This window comes from Candidatus Nanohalovita haloferacivicina (genome assembly GCF_029232205.1).
Taxonomy (GTDB): Archaea; Nanohalarchaeota; Nanosalinia; order Nanosalinales; family Nanosalinaceae; genus Nanohalovita; species Nanohalovita haloferacivicina.
The window spans coordinates 172,312-189,685 of the sequence record NZ_CP107255.1 but is presented as its reverse complement, the minus strand read 5'-3'; the positions used below and the strand labels follow the sequence as shown (position 1 = coordinate 189,685).

The following is a 17,374-nucleotide window of genomic DNA, read 5'->3' as shown; positions in this document are numbered from 1 at the left end:
AACATGGACATCTGGACGGTCGGAACATCAAGCGCAGTACCAACAGAGGAAAGAGGCCTTCCCGCAAATCTAATCAACTACAACGGAGAAAGAATACTATTCGACTGCGGAGAAGGAACCCAACGCAGACTGATGATGGACAAACTAGGCCTCATGAAAATATCAAAAATATTCATCAGCCACTGGCACGCCGACCACTTCTCAGGCCTACTAGGCCTAATCCAAACCATGGAACTCGAAGGCCGGGAAAAACCGCTCTACATCTACGGCCCTCCAAGAACAGAGGAATTCACAGACAGAATCCTTGACACCGGCTACTTCCGCAGAAGCTACGACATCTTCGTCGAAGACCTGGTAGAAGGAGATGAAATAGTCGGAGAAGGCTACGAAGTAAGGCCTTTCGAAGTAGAACACGGAATCAACGCGTTCGGATTCGTATTTGAGGAAGAAGACCAGAAAAAAGTCAATAAGGACAAAATGAAAGAACTAGGCCTCGAACAATCACCTAAAATCGGAGAACTAAAGCAAGGAGAAACAGTAGAGTTCGACGGCCAGAAAATAAGGCCTGAAGATATAATTGAAGACATGCCCGGTAGAAAGATTGTTTACTCAGGCGACACTGCAAAATGCGACAACATGATAAAAAATGCAGAAAATGCCGACCTACTAATCCATGAAGCCACCTGCAGCCATGAAATGATAGACGAAAGAGATGGCCACACCTCGGCAAAACAGGCAGCAGAGATAGCAGACGAGTCCAACGTCGAAAAACTGGCTTTAACCCATCTATCAAGAAGGTACAGAAATAACACTCAGAAACTACGTGAAGAGGCCCAGGAAGTATTCGAAAATACTGTAGTAGCAAAAGACGGTCAGAAATTCGAGGTCAAGCCGCACAGACCTGAGAAACAGTAAATTTTACTCTTCATCAAGCTCTCTAGTAATCTTTCTATCTTCAGTCGGCTCAACTTCTATCTCCGCACCTTCAAAACCTTCCTTTAATCGGCCTTCCTGAATCCTATCCATGAAAACCGCCAGGGCCGCAATCTCGCTGTGAGGCTGATTCCCTACAGAAATATTGTAGTCAACATGCGTGTAGACCCAGCGAGGAACTTTTTCAGCACCGACAACAATCAAGAGATCCTCTTCTTCAGCAAACTCCTTCTTCAGGCCCTCGATTCTCTCGTTGATCTTTTCGCCGTACATTGTCAGATGCACGGAAAGGCCTTCAAAATCTCTGATAACATTTTTCCAGTTCTCAGTGTACTCTACCTCAGTATCTCCGCCCCAGCGATCGATAATATCTCTCTGAGAATCAAGAATACCGGTATCTTTCTCTCCCGAATATACTATTCTATCTGCCCCCCATTGACGGGCTGTAAGGCCTACATGAGTTGAAATTCTGTCATCTCTTCCTCTGCGGTGGCCCAATCTGAGAACTGTTATCATAATTACACAGGTGATTTATGAAGAAATACTTTTTTCTAATAATCAGTTCAGGCAGTCCGAGTAAACTTCTTGCAAACGATCTCCGACACGGGAAACTGTGTGGTTCTCCGACTGTTCACTGGCGTTTTCCGACAATTTCTTTCGAAGAGAGGGATCATCACGCAGTTCTTCTATGGCCTCTACAAATCCTTCTCTTGAGTCTGCTTTAATACAGTTCTTACTATCCTCCAGCCAGCCCTCATACTGAGGAATATCACGCACAACTATCGGCATTTCACATGCAAGAGCTTCAAGTAGGGAAACAGGCTGATGTTCAACAGTGCTGGGAAAAAAGAAGATATCTCCTACTGCGAAGGCCTCCCTTGGATCCTCAACGAATCCTGGAAACTGAGTGTTTTCAGGAAGATCTGATAGAAGCGAATTCACCTTTGAACCTTGAACAATACTATTAACCTGAGATCCAAACCAGATGAAATCAACATTATCTATCTCCTCTGCAGCACCGACAAAGTCTGGCACGCCTTTACGCTCAAATACCGCAGCAAGATTAACGACTACCGGCTTATCAACATCATAACTATCTCTCAAAGATTCACTATCAAGTTCATCATAACCTTCCAACCTGTCCTTGCAATACGAATTACTTACAACCTCAACATTTTGCATACCTTTCTCTTCCAAGATATTCTTGGTATACTTTGAAGGTGCTAGAAGCAGATCTGCCCGAGAGTAAACCGCTCTAGTAAAGTAATCGACAACCGGAGAAAGCAACTTGGAAAACCTGAAACTTCCTTCAAAGTCCTCAGCCGTCGAATGAACATGGTAAATCACCTTCTTACCTCCCATATTGGCCTTAAACATGTTGAAAATTGATAGAGGCGTTAACGTATTCAAATGCAGTATGTCAAAATCTTCGGCAGAATCTGGCGTCCAATTTACTTCTGCTTTATCCAATGCTTTTCTCTGCAGCTTAAACGACTGCTCAATTCCGCCACCGACTAGAAACTCGCAATCAGTATAATGACAGACTCTCACAGTACAAAATTATAAGACAGAAATTAAAAATGTGGGATTTCCAGGCCAACCAACACACTATTAAGAAAAACTCTGCAAAAATCATACACAATGAAAGGTGGACGTTTTACCTTCGGCCTACATGTATCGCAACCAAGCCAGCTTTAACTTTAGCTGTTCTAAACCCTTTTATACAATTCAAAGATTTTCAGGAGATTCTCAATGAGCATTGAAGTAAGACTACCAGACGGCTCCAGTTTAGAAGTAGAAGAAAACTCAACAATACAAGACGTAGCCTACGAAATAGGAACAGGCCTCGGAGACGACACAGTAGCCGGAAAAATCAACGGCGAACTCGTAGCCAAAGAAGAACAAGTCAGCGACGGCGACGAAATAGAAATAGTCACAGACCAGAGCGAAGAATACACTCAAGTACTAAGACACAGCGCCGCACACGTATTCGCACAGGCCATGAAGAGAATCTACGGCGACGAAGTAAAACTTACAATCGGGCCGTGGACTGATGAAGGATTCTACTACGACATCGACGGAGTAGACCTGGACGAAGAAGACTTCGAAGAAATAGAGGAAGAAATGGCCTCAATCATCGAAGAAGACCTGGAAATAGAAAGAGAAATGCTTCCAAGAGAGGAAGCAGAAGAATTCTTCTCCGACAACAAGTACAAACAGGAAATCCTCGCAGAGGAAGCCGGAGAAGGAGAAGAAGTATCCTTCTACAAACAGGGAGAATTCAAAGACCTCTGTAAAGGCCCACACGTAGAATCAACTGGAGAAGTAGGTGGCTTCAAACTAATGGAGATCGCAGGAGCCTACTGGAGAGGAGATGAAGAAAACGAGATGCTGACAAGAGTATATGGAACAGCATTCCCATCAGAATCAGAGCTGGAAGACTTCCTGGAAAAAAGACGGGAGGCCGAAAAAAGAGATCACAGAAGAATCGGAAAAGAAATGGATCTCTTCTCAATTCCTGACTTCGCACCAGGATGCGCACACTTCCACCCACAAGGCATGAAAATCAGGAGAGAACTAGAAGACTACATCAGAGAGAAAAACGCCGAACTAGGCTACACAGAAGTAAAGACACCTGAACTAAACAAGGCAGAACTCTGGAAAAAGACAGGCCACTACGAGGCCTTCAAAGAAGAGGGCGAAATGTTCGCATGGGAGCAGGATGACACAGAATACGGCCTGAAGCCTATGAACTGCGCCAACCACAGCCACATCTTCGACTCAGGGAAGAAAAGCTACAGAGAACTACCGATCAAGCTCTCAGAGTTCGGAACAGTATACAGAAACGAGCAAAGCGGAGAGCTATCAGGACTTCTAAGAGTCAGAGGGCTTACACAGGACGACGGCCACGCCTACATGCGCAAAGACCAGATCGAGGAAGAAATCAAGAAACACCTCGACATCATCATCGAAATGTACGACGAATTCGGATTCGACGTCAACTTCATCATGGAGACAAAGCCTCCAAAGGCCCAAGGACCTGACGAACTCTGGGAAGAAGCCGAAGAAGCACTAGAAAACGCTATGAACGAAAAAGTAGGTGACTTCGAAGTCAAACCGGAAGAAGGCGCATTCTACGGCCCAAAGATCGGCGTAGAAGTAGAGGACGCAATCGGCCGGAAATGGCAGCTAGGTACAGTACAGCTCGACTTCGTAATTCCACGTAACTACGGCCTCAAATACGTAGGAGAGGACAACGAAGAACACTATCCAGTCATGCTTCACAGAGCAATCCTAGGATCCATTGATCGATTTATGGGCGTCATGATCGAGCACTTCGCAGGAGACTTCCCAACATGGCTAGCACCAGAACAGGTCAGAATCCTGCCAGTAACCGACGACAACAAAGAATACGCAGAAAAAATCAAGGAACAACTTTCAGACTTCCGCGTAGAGATCGAGGACAGAAGCTGGACAGTAGGGAAAAAAATTCAGGCCGCACACGACGACAACGTGCCATACATGCTCATCTTGGGAGATGACGAGCAGGAGGCCGGAGAAATTTCTGTCAGAGATCGTGAGGAAAACGAAGACCGCGGATTCACAGTAGAAGAATTCAGAGAGGCCCTCAAAAAGGAAGTAGAGGAGAAGAAACTGGAGCCAGACTTCCTCCAGTAAAGGCCGTTTTCCTTTCCCCCCAATTTTTTCTCTTTATCAGTTCTAGATTAGAGTTAAATTCCTAGCCTACGGGTTCTAATACATGACATCCCAGCGAATCCAGGACTTTGCCAAAGTACTAGTCGAAAGAGCAGCAGAAATCGAAGAAGGAGACAACGTATACCTACTATCCAAGTCAGTAGAATCCAAAGAACTTTTCGACGAAGTCAGAAGACAGATAATAAAGAAAGGAGCATACCCACACGAACACTTCGTGTACGACTCACAGATCAGCAGCGAAGGCCTGGACTACGACTGGGTAAAACACGGAACAAAAGAACAAATGAAACACATGTCAGAGGCCAAACTCCAGGAAATGCAGAAAATGGATGCATACATCCGGATCGGTGGAGGCGACAACGAGAAAGAACTAGCAGGCCTCAACTCGGAGAAAATATCAGCCAGAAAAGAAGCCACACAGGATATTCTAACGGAAAGACTCGACAAGAGATGGGTCACCACAAGATACCCTACAGATGCAATGGCCCAGGAAGCAGGAATGCCAACACAAGAGTTCAGAGATTTCGTAATAGAGGCAGTTACAGAGGTCGACTGGGAAGGCCTTGAAGAGAAAAACGCGGAGATCAAAGAAGTCTTCGATGGAGCGGAAGAGGTCAGGATAGAGGCCGAAGATACTGAATTAACTTTGAGTCTTGAAGGCCGTGAAGGAGTATGCGACAACGGCGATCACAATATTCCTGCGGGTGAGGTTTTCTACGCCCCAATTAAGGAATCTCTGGAGGGTCATATTAAGTTCACTTATCCTGGAATTGCCTCAGGTAACGAAGTAGCTGGAATCTACCTGGAATTCGAAAACGGAAAAGTAGCGGACTACTCCGCAGAGAAAAACGAGGAATACCTGGAGAAAATGCTGGACACCGACGAAGGCGCAAAAAGGGTTGGAGAACTTGGTATTGGAACCAACCGTCAGATCACAGACCACATCAAGAACACGTTATTCGACGAAAAAATCGGGGGTACAATCCACCTGGCTCTTGGAAGAGCTTACGAGGAATGTGCACCAGAAGACGTCAGAAACCAGTCCGGAATCCACTGGGACATCGTCAAGGAACTCAGAAACGGCGGAAAAATATACGTTGACGGAGAACTAGTCCAGGAAAACGGAGAATGGGTGTTCCAGTGAAGAACAGATATTCGCGCCGGTTTGATTTAAAAGTTTTTGAACATCGGTGTAATGTATGACCACAGTATACGATGTAAAAGCGGAGCCTCTGATTCAGAAAGTAGCAGAGGAACTCGAAGATGACTTCGAGGCCCCAGAATGGAGTAATTTCGTAAAAACAGGACAGCACAAGGATCGTACACCAGATCAGGACAACTGGTACCACATCAGATCCGCAGCAATCCTGAGAAAGATCTACACAGACGGCCCGCTAGGAGTCTCCAGACTCAGAACAATCTACGGAGGCAACAAGAACAACGGACACGGTCCTGAACACCACGGAAAGGCATCAGGCAGCGTAATCCGTACTGCACTTCAGAACCTTGAAGAAGCAGGCTACGTAGAGACAGAGGAAGGAGAAGGCCGAGTAATTACAGAGAAAGGTAAAAGCTTCCTCGACGAAAAGTCCGACGAACTATAAAGGACAATGGACGAAGACGAGCTGGAGAAACTTCGCGAACAGAAAAGAAACGAGATAGAAGAACAGCAACAGTCAGAGGAAGAGGCCCTCGAAGATCAAAGAGATCAGATCAAACAACAGGCCTCAAAATACCTGACAAAAAACGCGAAGGAAAGAATGGGCAACATCCGCGTTGCTCAACCCGACCTTGCTTCCAGCATCGAGATGCAGATTGCTCGACTGGGCCGCTCAGGAAGAGTGGAAAAAGTTACAGACGAGCAGCTTAAAGACATATTGAAATCCTTCCAGAGTGAGAAGGAGAAAAACAGTTCAGATATAAAGTTCAGGAGGTGAAAACTGTACTATGAGTTCAAACAAGTCACTAGGTAAGAAGAAAAGGCTTTCAAAGGCCAACAAGACAGCTAAATCTGCTCCACGGTGGGTTTCACTGAAAGCATTCGGTATGGACAGAGCAATGAAGAGATCCATCAAGCCTCGTAAGAGCCGCCACTGGAGACGGAACGACACAGACGAGTAAATCCCCACTTATCACCCTTTTCATAGGGTAAAAGGAGTTTTCAACAATGACAAGACACAAATTCAATCTCTCAAGAGCCAAAGTAGTAGGCAGAAACAAGCGTTCAAAGAAAGCCATGAGCATTCTACGCGAAAAGCTTCAGAACGCAGAAGGAGATGTAAGCATATCTCCAGAACTAAACCAGTCAATCTGGAGAAAAGGAGGATCCAGCCCACCATCCAAAGTAACAGTTGAAGTAGAGGAAGAAAACGGAAGAAAAGTAGCATACCCAGCAGAAACGCCTTCCCAACAAACAACCACAACACAGGAGACATCAACCACCGAAGAGTCAACTGAAGAAGACACCGCAGAAGATTACAGCGATGTAGTTGGCGGGACTGTAGGAGATGCAAAAGATGCTATCTCAGAAATGGATAATCCAGACTACGAAGCACTTCTAGAAGCAGAGAAACAGGGAAAGGACAGAAAGACCCTGAAAGAATTCATCGAAGGAAAGATGGAAGGATAATCAATGGAACTTTCTCGCTACAACTACCTCGGTAACTCAAACATCGGCTTCTACGCCACAGTAACCAACTCTCAAGCAATCTTCCCTCCAGAATTCAAGGAGAAAGAAGTATTCGACACGGAAGATGTAGATACCTATGTAGCGAGAACAAGACTTGTAGGCCTATTCACGGCAGGTAACTCCAACAGCATTCTAATCCCTGACGTAACAACCGACATAGAGAAAAAGAAAATGGACGAAGCAGGAATAGACTACACAGTTATAGACTCAGAGGAAACAGCACTCGGGAACCTGGTGCTCGCAAACGATAACGGCGCAGTAATCAGCCGCAACCTCGAAGACCAGAAAGAAAAAATAGAAGAGGCCCTCGAAGTCGACGTAGAGGTAATGGATATAGCAGGCACACCGAACCCTGGCTCATGCGGAGCAGCAAACAGCAGAGGAGTCCTACTGCACAGAGATACCTCAGAAGAAACAGCTGAAAAGGTAAAAGAAGTACTGGACGTAGAACACGCAGATATTGGAACAGTAAACACAGGATCACCTTTCGTAGGAGCAGGAATCCTCACGAACGACAACGCAGTAGTCACAGGCCAGGACACCTCAGGACCAGAAGTAGGAAGAATCGACCGCGTACTTGTCGAAAAATAGCTTTCAGGGCCTGACGAAACAGAAAAACTTTTCTGCAGATCTTTTTTACCCTTGAATCATAACGCTCTCTTTAAATTCAGGGCTTTTCCATTCTAAAATATTATGCCGAACGTACTCTGGTTCGAAAACATTACAGCAGACGATACTTCCCGCGTGGGAGGTAAAAGCGCTAACCTCGGAGAACTTCAAAACGAAGTAGACGTACCTGTACTACCAGGATTCGCTACAACAGCGGACGCCTACGAACAATTCATGAAGGAAACCGGCCTCAAAAGCACAATCGAAAACCTTCTCTCAGACCTAGACGTCGACGACGTAAACAATATACAGAAGAGAGGAGAAAAAATCAGAGGCCACATCCAAGACGCAGACATGCCCGAAGACCTCAGAAAAAGCTTTGTAAAATCATACAGAGAACTCGAAGAAAAACTGGGAGTCGACGAACCAAAAGTAGCAGTACGTTCCTCCGCAACAGCAGAAGACCTGCCAGGAGCAAGCTTCGCAGGCCAGCAAGACACATACCTCAACGTATCAGGAGAAAAAGAACTAATTCAGAAAATCAAGGCCTGCTTCGCATCCCTATTCACAAACAGAGCAATCTCATACCGTGAAGACAAAGGATTCAGCCACTTCGACGTCAAACTTTCCGCAGTAGTCCAGAAAATGGGCCGCTCCGACACAGGAAGCGCAGGAGTCATGTTCACCATGGATCCAGACAGCGGATTCGAAGATGTAGTCACAATCAACGCAGCATACGGCCTAGGAGACCTCGTCGTCGCAGGCGAAGTAAACCCGGACGAATTCACAGTACTGAAAAGAAACCTTGGAATACTTGAACGAAAAGTCGGCGACAAAGAAATCAAACTCGTAAGAAGCGAAGAAGAAGGAAAAGACAACGAAAGAGTCAAAGTACCACAGGACGAAAGAGAAAAATTCTGCGTAACCGACAACCAGGTCAAGGAACTCGCAAAATATGGCCTGAAAATCGAAGAACACTACGGAAAACCAATGGACATCGAATGGGTTCTAGACGGCCAAACCAAAGAACTCTACATCGTACAGGCCCGGCCAGAAACCGTACAGTCCGAAAAAGACGAAAACGTAATCAAAGACTACAAACTCAGAGAAGAATCTGAAGTACTTCTCGAAGGATCAGCCATCGGATCAAAAATCGGATCCGGAGAGGCCCACGTCCTCGACAGTCCGAAACAGATCGACCAGTTCGAGGAAGGAGAAGTCCTCGTAACAGACATGACTGACCCAGACTGGGAGCCAATCATGAAGAAGGCCGGAGCAATCATCACCAACAAAGGAGGCCGAACAAGCCACGCAGCAATCGTATCCAGAGAACTCGGAGTACCAGCAGTAATCGGAACAGAAACAGCGACATCCAGCCTCCACGATGGACAGGACGTAACAGTAGACGGCAGCAGCTCAACAGGAAAAATCTGGGAAGGAGAACTCGACTTCGACATCGAAGAACACCACCTAGACGAAATACCGGAAACAGAAACCGATGTACAGATCAACATCGGAGAACCATCAGAGGTCTTCAACCTCGCACAGCTACCAGTCGACGGAGTAGGCCTAGCAAGAGAAGAATTCATCATTTCCAGCCACGTAGGAGAACACCCTCTCCACCTCATCGAACAGGACAGAGGAGACGAATACGTAGAGGCCCTCAGATCCGGAATTGGAAAAATCGCGGCAGCATTCTACCCAGACCAGGTAGTAGTCAGACTATCCGACTTCAAATCCGACGAATACGCACAGCTTGAAGGAGGAGAAAAATACGAGCCAGACGAAGCCAACCCAATGCTCGGATTCAGAGGAGCATCCCGCTACTACGACGAAGAATTCACAAAGGCCTTCGAACTCGAATGCAAGGCACTGCGCAAATGCGTCGACGAACTAGGCCTTGACAATCTGACAGTCATGGTACCTTTCTGCAGAACCATGGAAGAAGCCAGAAAAGTCAGGGCAAAGATGAAAGAGTATGGCCTAGACAAGGGAGACATAGAGGTATACGTCATGGCTGAGATACCAGCCAACATCTTGCGTGCTGAGGAGTTTTCAGAGATGTTCGAAGGATTCTCAGTAGGTACGAACGACCTCACACAGCTCACACTTGGAGTCGATCGAAACAGCGACAAACTGAAACACGTATTCGACGAAAGAGATGAAGCCGTCAAGAAATCAGTAAGAACCTTGATCAACAAGGCCCACAGAAAAGACAGGCACGTAGGAATCTGTGGAGACGCACCATCCACCCACGACGAATACGCAGAATTCCTTGTAGACGCAGGAATCGACGCCATCTCAGTGTCACCAGACGTGGCCCTCGAAACAATCATGAAAGTAGCAGAGATCGAGGAAAATCAGGACGAAAGAAGCAGCGTAGAAGTAGAGGTAGATGTAGAGGCCGACATAGGAAGTACCGCAGGCCAGATCTACGACACACTCAACCAGCAAGGAACAGCAACAGCCAACAAGATACTGGAAACAGCATCAGGAGTCAACTCCAACAAGCTAAACCAAGCTCTCGGATGGCTGGCAAAAGAAGGCAAAATAGAAGTAGAGGAAGACGATGACGGGAAAAAATACTCCCTGAGATAACCTATCTCCTCATAACCTTCTTTTTTCTTACTTTATTCCAATTACCTGATGTTCAACTTCCTCACCGTCGTGAACCAGAATCACATCGTAACGGCCTTCTGGAATACTTGATGTCTGAGCATCGTAGACAACTGTAGCAAGACAGTTGTTGTAGAAGCTCTCAGGAACGTTGTCATCTTCATCAGCGACAATATTCAGTCTGATAGTATCTCCGCTTCTCCTGTAACGGTAAGAAAGATCTGACTCAGTATTATTGACAGGGAAATGTCCTTCAAAGGACAGTCTGTTGCCTGGCTTCAAACTTATATCAAAAGCAGTGCTTCTATCATATCTGCACTCCGTCTCCAGATCAGTAAAGTTTATTGTATTGTTTCCTGGCATCTCAAGCGCTAAAAACGCCAGAGCAACAACCAGAACTCCCCCCGTAATAACCCAAAACTTATTCATAACTACTCCTTGTTAGTAAAAAGTTTTAAAGTCTACGGAGTAACACCTTGAGAAATTTTCCTCGGGCTTTCCGCACCTAGATTTATTAACCTGAGAGAAGAAACTCTAATTAGATGTCTAAAGGCAGGATAATAGGCCTTATTTCAGGAAAAGGTGGAGTAGGAAAGACCAGCCTAACAGTAAACCTGGGAGTATCCCTAAGCGACTTCGGCAACGAAGTAACTATAGTCGACGCTGACTTCGCAGCTTCTAACCTGGGAGTATACTTGGGCCGATACGACCACCCTGTCAAAATACAGGAAGTTCTACAGGGAGATGCCGAACCAGAATCAGCAATATTCAGACACCCAACAGGCATCAAAGGAATCGTATCATCCAACGAAATAGACTTCGTCGAACCCGACATCTCAAACCTGAGAGAGGTACTGGAAACAGCAGCAGAACAATCAGACTATGTACTTGTAGACTGCCCTCCAGGCCTGAACTCAACAGTAGAAAACATCATGATGTCAGTCGACGAACTAATGATAGTCACAATGCCAACACAGACATCAGGCGTAAACGCAGCACAGATAATCGAAAAAGCCAAAGAACTCAGACAACCAGTACTTGGCACCGTAGTCAACAAAGTATCCGGAGACCCAGAAATCGAACTCATCGACAGAGAAATAGAAATGATGACAGAATCACACATCCTCCACCAGATACCACACGACCACACAATGAGAAAAAGCCTCTTCGAAAGCGAACCACTAGTCAAACACGAACCACTCGCAGAAGCCGCACTCGAAATAAAAGAACTCGCAGCATCAGTAGGAGGCCACGAATACCAGAGGCCCAGATTCGCCAAACTGAAGAGAAAACTTGGCAACCTATCAGGAAACCTAAATTAAAGAGAATTTTTATCTTCTAAAACCAGCTAATGTACGGCCTGCTCGTGAAGATCACGGCCAGACTCCGACTCAAAACTTTCACCACACACACTACACTCAAAACCTTCTTCCTCCTCATCACTATCTTCAGCAGTTGACTCATCCTCTTCGGCCTCTCCCTCGTCTTCGGAATCTTCTTCAGATTCTTCTAACTCATCACCCTCATTTTCTTCCTGATCCTGTTGAGAGGAATTAATAGGAGGTCTCTGAACCGGAGGCCTTCCACCGCCTCTACCACTTCCACCTCTTCTCCTGTCATCTCCAGAACCCTTCTTTTTCTTGACTGAGAGTGCCAGCATCATGGTGAAGATGAAGATTAATCCAAGAGCAATATTCAATTCGCCCTGCTTCTGGACAAAGTCTCCAGTCATATCCTGCATATTAGAGATTGGAGAGGTAGAGCTCTCAGGACTTGATTCATCCTCAGTCGAACTCTGGGAATCAGAGGTTGAAGTATCCTGATCCTCAGTCTCTGAAGAATCAGTATTTTCTGTATCTCCCTCAACGAGAACAATCGAAGTCAGAATACTGTCGGAGACATCCTGCTCATTTGAACTACCTGAAACAGAGATATCAAGCTGCGGAGGACTTCCACAAGGAAGATTACAGTAATCAGCCGGAAGATCAAGCGTGAGGCCTAAACTTCTGCTCTCGCCAGAATCAAGGCTGTTAACATTGGAATCAAAGCTGTAGTAAATACTTTTCACACCGCTGACCGAAAGATCAACATTCTCAACCGGCTGCTGGCCTGTATTCGAAACAGTAATATCAATCTCGGTCTTATTGCCCTGAACAACTTCTTTCGAGGTAGGGGCCTCCAGTCTGATACCTGTCTCGTAGTATACCTCAATGGTTTTCTCGCTCATCATTTCAAAGCTCTGATACGGACTTTTCGAGGCCTCAATCTTCAACTGATAATTCCCTGCATCAGCATCATCAACAGTCTCCGAAATCTCGAAGGAACCGGTACTGTCAGAATTGGTAGACCAGGACTCGACAGTCTCACCTTCTTTAACAAGAGAAACAGTAACGTCAGCATCCGAAACTCTGTCACCTGTATCGCTGACAAGAACTCCAGAGGCCTGGAACTCGCCGTTGTACTTTACACTTGAACTTTCGACACTGATCGAGTTCTGAAGAGTAATCTTCGCGCTCTTTCCAATAACATAGGCATTTCTCAAAATCTCCTCTCCACCGGAGGTACCGTAGAGATTTGCATTATCTATATTGGCCCAGACCTCAGGATAAGAAATAACACTGCTGTTGCTGTTGTCCGCGACCTTGTCCCAATTGCTTTCACATCTCGTGCCCCAGAAATTCCAGGCATCACATTCGTAGACCTTCAAATTCTTCGGAGCAACCTCAGAAGAATCAAAGTCCATACTTATCGAATCAACACTTCCAATATCATAACCAAACCTGACAGCCATCATGTTAACAGGCTTTAAACCACTGATATCAAGGCCTGCAACATCCTGAGGATTCTGCCAGTAATCAAAGTTAATAGCCGAAATATCCTGAGAACCAAGATTTGCATCCTCCAACCGCACACCAGAAAGATCAACACTTGAAACCCTGCTGCCCGAATCCGAGAACTCCATACCAATATCGAAAGAGGTACTGAGATCTGTTGAGAGATCCTTGGAGAACTGGCCATTGGACCCTGAAGAAATCACGTATCTATTATCATTATTTGAAGGACTGAGAGTCATATCAGTCTGAACGCCGTTTCCAGCAGAATTCAGTATCTGGCCTGAAAATCTAGAAGGATTATCGGTTTTATCTACCAGCATCTCATCTACCTTGAAAGAGTAAGTACTACCGTCCTCAACGTAACGGTACTTGAGTACAAACTTGTAAGGATCATCATCGTTTTCAAGGCCTTCAAGCTCTGTATCCGCAACCTGAGGGATCTCTACCTTGTAATTTGCAGAACCCGATTCAGGCTCAGAAGTAGTTAAAACCTCAAGATCGGATTTTACAGTCTCATAACCAGAATCCCAGTCAGACTGCTTCTTTTCTACATCAAGTACAAAGTTATCATCATCAATTTCGGTCTCAGGGAAGTTATCACTTGGCTCATAATCCATAAAGAGCTCGTAGACGTAAGCTCCCTGCCTGACCTGGTCAAAACCCATTCTGCGGCCTGGATCTCTCTCAACACTTGAACTCCAGGCATGAACAAAGGGAGTGAAACTATCGACAGGTACTCTCTTCTCAAGGCCTGAAAAAACACCAGAACCATCAAATCTTACCTTAAAACTCTGATCAGATTCAATATATGACCTGACACGAGGAAATACCTTGACATATTGATTATTGGAATCAACTTTTGGCTCCTGATCGGAGTTAACAAGCTTTCCATTGGTTCCGAAAGAGTAACTGCTCTGCTTAAGGCCCTCCAGCTGCTCATCCTCTCCAATCTGACTTATATCATTAAAGGAGAGAAAGATTCCTCTTCTGTTACCAAGACTTCCTTTCTCATCCTTCATCAGCTGGCCTACGAAACTTATACCATTGAAATCAGAATAATCACTTCTCTCATTCGACTTAGACACTAGCGAGAAACTTACAAAGCTGAGATTGCGGGCCTCTGAAACAGTATCATTTGCGTTAGAACAAGTATAGTTTACGTACTTTGTCGAGCTCCAGACCCCTTGAAGCTCAGAAGATTCAACATCTATCTGGCCCGAACTTTCAGTAAAAACATTGTCTCCTGACGTGCCTACCTCAATTTCTGAACTGGTTGCATTAGATAGAGAACATGTTGCAGTTAACTGTGGTTGAATGTTTGAGTTCTTCCATACTATTTCCTGATCTCCTGCCGTGCTGATTTCAGCAGCTGTAGCACTGACAAAAGCTAGAGTGAGAAGGCCTGCCAGAATAATTTTTGTAAATCTCTTTTCGGGAGACATCTAGATGGTATTTGTTCGCGGACTACTTTAAATCTTTAATTCCTGTTTGTTAGAGTTCTGTAAAGCAGAAAGACGTTGATCAGAGCAAGGAAACCGATCAGGCCGAAAAGCCACTTCCTGTCCACACTCATAATCCTATCTACAAACGTTTTCCGGGCCTCAAGCTGAACCTCTGTAGTTCCAAGAATCTCATCGCCAGATTTAACCAGATAGGTCAGGTTCTGCCGTTCATCAAAGATCGGGGCCTCATACTCTACAGTAGCCGAGCCATTCTCTATCTCAGCGTACGAAGCCTTCCAGTAAGGCGGTGTATCAACAGGAACAAGCTCTCCACTCTCAACACCGAGCTCAAGAGAGGCCTCTTCCTCAGTTACAGACCTTGTAGTGCTTTCGACACTGGAGTTAACTGTGATGTTCTCTGTGGACGTGAAAGTGAAGTTTTCAAGCCCTCTAATTTGATCGCAGTACATTACGTAAAGACTGGAGTTAACAGGGCCTGTATAGTTGAATACAGGCGCCTTCAGTTCTGCAAGTTCAGAGGCTCCCGGCCATAGGGCCTTTCTATCTGAGTATGATGAGTAAGTATCATTTGCATAGGTGTAGGATAGCTTTAATCTGTACTGGCAGCCTATGGAGCCTGTGTTCATTATTGAAGCATTAACATTGCTGATAGATGAGTTCTCCTGGAACTGCACATTCTTAACATCGGCTGTAGTTATAGAGTCGATTGTTACCTGTAGGCTGAGTGCTGAGGCCGTTGAAAGTGACAGGATTACTGCAGTGAGTAGAACCAGTACTTTGTTCCTAGCCATGCTTCCCCTCCATCCTCTTTAGGTATCTGAACTGTTACAGTCATGTTTCCTGTAAACTGGCCTTCTTCCTCTCCAATAAACTTGACAGGAATACTGGACACATTGTAATTGTATTTGCTGTATTCAAGGTGCTCCGTGATGTTGCCTTCTGCATCCAGTCTGACGTAGTTTGTGCCCGGAGTACCTACGGTAATATTTCTTGTAGAGTTAGATGCATCAAGAGCAATTCTTCCAAAGTCAAGTGCTCCACCGCTACCTGCAGATACACCAAAGCTTGCATTACCAGTCATATTTTCAACCGAACCGTTAATCGGTATAGTAAACTTTCTTTCTGTTAGAAGAGCGTTATCTGCAGCATAAGGGGCTGTCAAAAGAACAATTGCAAGAACTCCAACAAAAATAGCTGCTCCAACAAGAAGATTTGACGAATCCATCATGTCCTCTACGTTATCCATACATCAGTATTCCCAGCGTACTTGTTAAAAGTATCAGCAAAGTCCAGTTCGGAATACCTGTAAACACGATGAAACCAACAATTCCAAGGCCTCCGCCAACAAGTATAATGGAGAACAACTCGAACTCCATTGCATACATGATAACAGACACCATCACAACGAAAAGACCCAGCAACCACATAGGACTACCTGAATCACCTTCTGTGTCTGAAGGCCCGAAACTCGAGGCCTCTGGAGGATTATCCTGAATAGTATCAGCTAGCGAGAAAGTCTGCTGGCTGACAAAGGAGCTGCCTCCGATGTACTCGATGCTGCCATTAACCTGATAAGAGCCTTCCTCTATAGAATTTGATCTTAAATTTCTGGATATAATTTTACTCTGTCCTGGAGCTAATTTATGATATCCTATAGGCAGATCATCGACTTTTGACATAGTCTGCCTATTATATACGTCGATGTTAGAACCTCTAATGCTAGTAGTGACCGTTCCTCTGTTAGCAACTCTTATATCGATCCTTGCTCTATCTTCTCCAGTCCTGATACCGCGAGCATCAACCACATCAATACTTTTCTCCACATTTCCAGGAACCCTGAAAACAAAAGTATACATTGACTGGCCTCTAGTACTTGCTCCAAAACCTGTTCCCGAATTAGTCAACTGAGGATTGACATTGATCATGCCTGCATGGTAACCAGGCTCAGCATCTCGAGGTACCTCAATATAGAACTTTATTCTACCAGCATAATTTACAGTGACTCCATCGCCAATAATATACTCTGTTGTATTTGCTGGAGTCACTCTAAACGCATTTTGATCAAATCTTATCCATTCAGTTATATCCTCTCCAGAATATTCCGCAGGAGAGAACGGACTATCTTGGGAGTCTAAGTAAGTACTTGAAAGAGACTCTCCGGCCACAGGCCTTACTGCAAAAGGACTATCATATCCCGTGGTTGTAACATAGACATTAGCAACTCTTGTCTCTCCTTTTCTGATCTCTCCAAAATCCTGGAAACCAGGGTTCGTGCCTACTGAGGCCGCTGAAGCAGTCGAAACCAGAAAAAGTACGAGAGTTGCTAATCCAAGCTTCTTCATAAGAATTTATTTGGTCTCAGGCCCTTTAATAGATTAATATGGCGGCACAGAAGGCCTTTAACAGGCCCTGTTACATACTGAACCTTTTTATACAAGCCCACGATAATTGTGCTCAGAAGGGGGAGTTTAGCTTTGAAACAGATAGAACCACAGTGTACCCAAACATGAATA

At 45.2% G+C, this 17,374-nt stretch carries 17 protein-coding genes; 10 read left to right on the top strand and 7 right to left on the bottom strand.

The features are described from left to right. The first annotated feature begins 3 nt into the window (after positions 1-3). Positions 4-915 (top strand): ribonuclease Z, encoded by a 912-nt coding sequence (gene rnz, locus HBNXNv_RS01050; RefSeq protein WP_347720984.1) that lies wholly within the window; start codon positions 4-6, stop codon positions 913-915. 3 nt (positions 916-918) lie between these two features. Here rnz and HBNXNv_RS01045 read toward each other — a convergent pair whose 3' ends face one another. Together HBNXNv_RS01045 and HBNXNv_RS01040 are read right to left on the bottom strand one after the other, a co-directional pair. Then, complete coding sequence (locus HBNXNv_RS01045; protein ID WP_347720983.1) at positions 919-1,449, bottom strand: tRNA (cytidine(56)-2'-O)-methyltransferase; 531 nt, start codon at positions 1,447-1,449, stop codon at positions 919-921. A gap of 42 nt (positions 1,450-1,491) precedes the next feature. Continuing rightward, positions 1,492-2,484: a glycosyltransferase family 4 protein gene (locus HBNXNv_RS01040; protein ID WP_347720982.1), complete on the bottom strand. Its 993-nt coding sequence runs from the start codon at positions 2,482-2,484 to the stop codon at positions 1,492-1,494. Between the two features lie 201 nt (positions 2,485-2,685). Between HBNXNv_RS01040 and thrS the strand changes: the two genes are divergently transcribed. The 8 genes from thrS (at position 2,686) to ppsA (ending at position 10,546) form a co-directional block, all read left to right on the top strand. After that, positions 2,686-4,611, top strand: coding sequence for a threonine--tRNA ligase (thrS, locus tag HBNXNv_RS01035; RefSeq protein ID WP_347720981.1), 1,926 nt, complete (start codon positions 2,686-2,688; stop codon positions 4,609-4,611). A gap of 82 nt (positions 4,612-4,693) precedes the next feature. Next, the gene (locus HBNXNv_RS01030; protein WP_347720980.1) at positions 4,694-5,794 is read left to right on the top strand and encodes an aminopeptidase; all 1,101 of its coding nucleotides are present in this window, start codon (positions 4,694-4,696) and stop codon (positions 5,792-5,794) included. A 55-nt stretch (positions 5,795-5,849) separates the two neighbouring features. After that, entirely contained in the window at positions 5,850-6,254 is a 405-nt protein-coding gene (locus HBNXNv_RS01025; protein WP_347720979.1) for a 30S ribosomal protein S19e, read from the top strand. A gap of 6 nt (positions 6,255-6,260) precedes the next feature. Beyond that, positions 6,261-6,587 carry a DNA-binding protein gene (locus HBNXNv_RS01020; RefSeq protein WP_347720978.1) on the top strand — a complete coding sequence of 109 codons (327 nt, stop codon included), beginning with the start codon at positions 6,261-6,263 and terminating at the stop codon, positions 6,585-6,587. Between the two features lie 10 nt (positions 6,588-6,597). Continuing rightward, on the top strand, positions 6,598-6,771 hold the full coding sequence (rpl39e, locus tag HBNXNv_RS01015) for a 50S ribosomal protein L39e (RefSeq protein WP_174603628.1): 174 nt from the start codon (positions 6,598-6,600) through the stop codon (positions 6,769-6,771). A gap of 46 nt (positions 6,772-6,817) precedes the next feature. Beyond that, a complete protein-coding gene (locus tag HBNXNv_RS01010) occupies positions 6,818-7,279 on the top strand; it encodes a hypothetical protein (RefSeq protein WP_347720977.1) in 462 nt (153 codons plus the stop codon). A gap of 3 nt (positions 7,280-7,282) precedes the next feature. Further along, a complete protein-coding gene (locus HBNXNv_RS01005; RefSeq protein ID WP_347720976.1) occupies positions 7,283-7,930 on the top strand; it encodes a translation initiation factor IF-6 in 648 nt (215 codons plus the stop codon). 102 nt (positions 7,931-8,032) lie between these two features. After that, positions 8,033-10,546, top strand: a complete 2,514-nt coding sequence (gene ppsA / locus HBNXNv_RS01000; protein ID WP_347720975.1) for a phosphoenolpyruvate synthase — start codon at positions 8,033-8,035, stop codon at positions 10,544-10,546. Between the two features lie 27 nt (positions 10,547-10,573). On the opposite strand, the gene HBNXNv_RS00995 is transcribed toward ppsA, so the two are convergent. Further along, positions 10,574-10,993 (bottom strand): hypothetical protein, encoded by a 420-nt coding sequence (locus tag HBNXNv_RS00995; RefSeq protein ID WP_347720974.1) that lies wholly within the window; start codon positions 10,991-10,993, stop codon positions 10,574-10,576. A 113-nt stretch (positions 10,994-11,106) separates the two neighbouring features. Here HBNXNv_RS00995 and HBNXNv_RS00990 point away from each other — a divergent pair, with 113 nt between their 5' ends. Continuing rightward, positions 11,107-11,886 carry a P-loop NTPase gene (locus HBNXNv_RS00990; protein WP_347720973.1) on the top strand — a complete coding sequence of 260 codons (780 nt, stop codon included), beginning with the start codon at positions 11,107-11,109 and terminating at the stop codon, positions 11,884-11,886. Between the two features lie 26 nt (positions 11,887-11,912). Here the strand turns inward: HBNXNv_RS00990 and HBNXNv_RS00985 are convergent, their stop codons facing one another. From HBNXNv_RS00985 to HBNXNv_RS00970, 4 genes are read right to left on the bottom strand one after another with little or no spacing between them, the layout of a single operon-like run. After that, on the bottom strand, positions 11,913-14,840 hold the full coding sequence (locus tag HBNXNv_RS00985; RefSeq protein ID WP_347720972.1) for a COG1470 family protein: 2,928 nt from the start codon (positions 14,838-14,840) through the stop codon (positions 11,913-11,915). Between the two features lie 35 nt (positions 14,841-14,875). After that, positions 14,876-15,652: a hypothetical protein gene (locus HBNXNv_RS00980; protein WP_347720971.1), complete on the bottom strand. Its 777-nt coding sequence runs from the start codon at positions 15,650-15,652 to the stop codon at positions 14,876-14,878. Further along, on the bottom strand, positions 15,613-16,107 hold the full coding sequence (locus tag HBNXNv_RS00975) for a hypothetical protein (RefSeq protein ID WP_347720970.1): 495 nt from the start codon (positions 16,105-16,107) through the stop codon (positions 15,613-15,615). Before HBNXNv_RS00975 ends, HBNXNv_RS00980 begins: the two co-directional genes overlap by 40 nt. Next, the gene (locus HBNXNv_RS00970) at positions 16,100-17,203 is read right to left on the bottom strand and encodes a COG1361 family protein (protein ID WP_347720969.1); all 1,104 of its coding nucleotides are present in this window, start codon (positions 17,201-17,203) and stop codon (positions 16,100-16,102) included. Before HBNXNv_RS00970 ends, HBNXNv_RS00975 begins: the two co-directional genes overlap by 8 nt. Positions 17,204-17,374: the final 171 nt, after the last annotated feature.

Excerpts from the sequence above, each read along its gene's own strand:
- HBNXNv_RS00980 (WP_347720971.1), bottom strand. The coding sequence starts at position 15,652 with ATGGCTAGGAACAAAGTACTGGTTCTACTCACTGCAGTAATCCTGTCA.
- thrS (WP_347720981.1), top strand. The coding sequence starts at position 2,686 with ATGAGCATTGAAGTAAGACTACCAGACGGCTCCAGTTTAGAAGTAGAA.
- HBNXNv_RS00990 (WP_347720973.1), top strand. The coding sequence starts at position 11,107 with ATGTCTAAAGGCAGGATAATAGGCCTTATTTCAGGAAAAGGTGGAGTA.
- HBNXNv_RS01020 (WP_347720978.1), top strand. The coding sequence starts at position 6,261 with ATGGACGAAGACGAGCTGGAGAAACTTCGCGAACAGAAAAGAAACGAG.
- rnz (WP_347720984.1), top strand. The coding sequence starts at position 4 with ATGGACATCTGGACGGTCGGAACATCAAGCGCAGTACCAACAGAGGAA.
- HBNXNv_RS01010 (WP_347720977.1), top strand. The coding sequence starts at position 6,818 with ATGACAAGACACAAATTCAATCTCTCAAGAGCCAAAGTAGTAGGCAGA.
- HBNXNv_RS00970 (WP_347720969.1), bottom strand. The coding sequence starts at position 17,203 with ATGAAGAAGCTTGGATTAGCAACTCTCGTACTTTTTCTGGTTTCGACT.
- ppsA (WP_347720975.1), top strand. The coding sequence starts at position 8,033 with ATGCCGAACGTACTCTGGTTCGAAAACATTACAGCAGACGATACTTCC.
- HBNXNv_RS01025 (WP_347720979.1), top strand. The coding sequence starts at position 5,850 with ATGACCACAGTATACGATGTAAAAGCGGAGCCTCTGATTCAGAAAGTA.
- HBNXNv_RS01045 (WP_347720983.1), bottom strand. The coding sequence starts at position 1,449 with ATGATAACAGTTCTCAGATTGGGCCACCGCAGAGGAAGAGATGACAGA.
- rpl39e (WP_174603628.1), top strand. The coding sequence starts at position 6,598 with ATGAGTTCAAACAAGTCACTAGGTAAGAAGAAAAGGCTTTCAAAGGCC.
- HBNXNv_RS00985 (WP_347720972.1), bottom strand. The coding sequence starts at position 14,840 with ATGTCTCCCGAAAAGAGATTTACAAAAATTATTCTGGCAGGCCTTCTC.
- HBNXNv_RS01030 (WP_347720980.1), top strand. The coding sequence starts at position 4,694 with ATGACATCCCAGCGAATCCAGGACTTTGCCAAAGTACTAGTCGAAAGA.
- HBNXNv_RS00995 (WP_347720974.1), bottom strand. The coding sequence starts at position 10,993 with ATGAATAAGTTTTGGGTTATTACGGGGGGAGTTCTGGTTGTTGCTCTG.
- HBNXNv_RS00975 (WP_347720970.1), bottom strand. The coding sequence starts at position 16,107 with ATGGATAACGTAGAGGACATGATGGATTCGTCAAATCTTCTTGTTGGA.
- HBNXNv_RS01005 (WP_347720976.1), top strand. The coding sequence starts at position 7,283 with ATGGAACTTTCTCGCTACAACTACCTCGGTAACTCAAACATCGGCTTC.